This is a genomic window from Kitasatospora sp. NPDC057512 (assembly GCF_042802135.1).
GTDB lineage: Bacteria > Actinomycetota > Actinomycetes > Streptomycetales > Streptomycetaceae > Kitasatospora.
In genome coordinates this window covers 1-1,778 of sequence record NZ_JBHVET010001134.1, presented here as the reverse complement: position 1 = coordinate 1,778, position 1,778 = coordinate 1, and the positions used below count along the sequence as shown (strand labels likewise).

Sequence of the window (1,778 nt, the reverse complement as noted above, 5' to 3'; positions counted from 1 at the left end):
GGTCGGGGCGGCCGGTCAGCTCTTGGCCGCCTTCTTCACCAGGACCACCACGGCGGCCGCGATGCCGACCACCACCAGCAGCTTGATCACGATCGAGAGCAGTGCGCCGACGACGCCGAAAACGAAGGCGACGATGTTCCAGGCCAGCACCAGGACCAGCACCGGGATGACGATGTTGCGCACCCAGGAGGGCAGCGACTTCCAGAGCTCAGCCATGTCGGTTCCTCTTCTCCCCTCGGGTCGGCCGCCGTCCGGTGCCGCATCCCGCTTGCTTTCGGTACTTCGATCGTACGGTGGCGCGAGTGCCGGAACGAGGCCCAACGGCCCGGAGAGAACCCCGAGATCCCCCCGATCCCGACCCCCCGGGTGACCCCCGAAATTCCTCCGGAGGGGGCACAACCCCCGGCCTCCCGGAACGTCCTACTAGTGCCGGGACCATGCCCTCCCGGCACCGTCGACCAGGGGGGAACCCGACCCATGCGGGCCGGCACAGCCATGTCCACAGCCGCTCTCGCGGCGCTCAGCCTCACCGTCGCGGCCCTCGCCGCGGTGCCCGCGACCGCCGCCCCGGCCACCGCCCCGGCGGCCGCCACCGCCACCGCTGCCGCCGACGTCACCGCACCGGCCGGGTTCGTCGGGATGGCCCCGAAGCGGATCCTGGACACCCGCGACTCCAACCAGGTCCCGGTGAGCCGCACCGCGCGGCCGCTCCAGGAGGGCCAGTACTTCTCCACCCCGATCGCGACCGGCTGCCACAGCCACCCCCCGCAGGAGTGCTACGGCGTCGTCCCGGCCGACGCCACGGCCGTGGTGGTCAACGTGACCGTGACCGACCCGACCGCCGACAGCTACGTGTCGATCAGCGGCACCCCCGGCGCGCCGGGCACCAAGCCCGCCACCTCCAGCATCAACTTCAGGGCCGGCCAGACCATCTCGAACCTGGTCACGGTCGCGACCGGCCCGGTCGACCGCTTCGTCCCGTGGCTCACCCTCTACAACAACGCGGGCACCGCCCACGTGGTGCTCGACGTGGTCGGCTACTACAACCCCACCGCGACCGACAAGTACGGCCCGCTCACCCCCACCCGCATCGCCGACAGCCGCAACGACGGCACCGCCGGCCGGCTCCGCGGCGACGAGGTGCGCTCGTACCTGGTCGCCCGCCCCGAGCTGGGGACCGCGGACGCCACCTCGGTGATCCTCAACGTCACCGCGACGGAGGGCACCTGGGACAGCTTCCTGACCGCGTACCCGACCGGGACGATCCGGCCCGTCAACGGCTCGAACGTCAACTTCCCGGCGGGCTCGACGGTTTCGAACCGCGTCGTGGTGCCGGTCGGACCGGACGGGAGGATCAACCTCTACAACCACGCCGGCTGGGTGCACGTCATCGTCGACGTCGTCGGCTCCTACGGACCGTCCGGAAAGGGCCTGTTCAGCGCGCTCAAGACCCCGGTGCGGGCCTTGGACTCCCGGAACGGCAACTCGGTGGCCACCGGGTCGACCGTGCAGGTCCAGGCCGTCCCCACCGACGACTCCGTGCCGAACGCCATGGGGGTCGAGACGAACATCACGGCCACCAACGTCCTCGCGGACGGCCACCTCACCGTCTTCCCCGGGCCCGGCCAGGCGCCGAACACCTCCACCCTCAACGTGAAGGCGGGGCGGGACAACTCCAACTCGGCGACCACCGCGGTGACCCCCGAGGGCGTGTTCTCCGTCTACAACCACGGGTTCGGGCTGGACCTCGTCGCCGATGTGAACGGCTACTACGTCAC

The 1,778-nt window shown here is 71.0% G+C and carries 1 protein-coding gene and 1 pseudogene; one reads left to right on the top strand and one right to left on the bottom strand.

Annotation, left to right across the window (positions count from 1 at the left end; all coding sequences use genetic code 11):
- Nucleotides 1-15 precede the first annotated feature (15 nt).
- Complete coding sequence (locus tag ACFU6K_RS38330) at nt 16-216, bottom strand: DUF5326 family protein (RefSeq protein WP_049653234.1); 201 nt, start codon at nt 214-216, stop codon at nt 16-18.
- A 279-nt stretch (nt 217-495) separates the two neighbouring features.
- Here ACFU6K_RS38330 and ACFU6K_RS38325 point away from each other — a divergent pair.
- Nucleotides 496-1,778, top strand: a pseudogene (locus ACFU6K_RS38325) (hypothetical protein); the annotation flags it as partial.

Excerpts from the sequence above, each read along its gene's own strand:
- ACFU6K_RS38330 (WP_049653234.1), bottom strand. The coding sequence starts at position 216 with ATGGCTGAGCTCTGGAAGTCGCTGCCCTCCTGGGTGCGCAACATCGTC.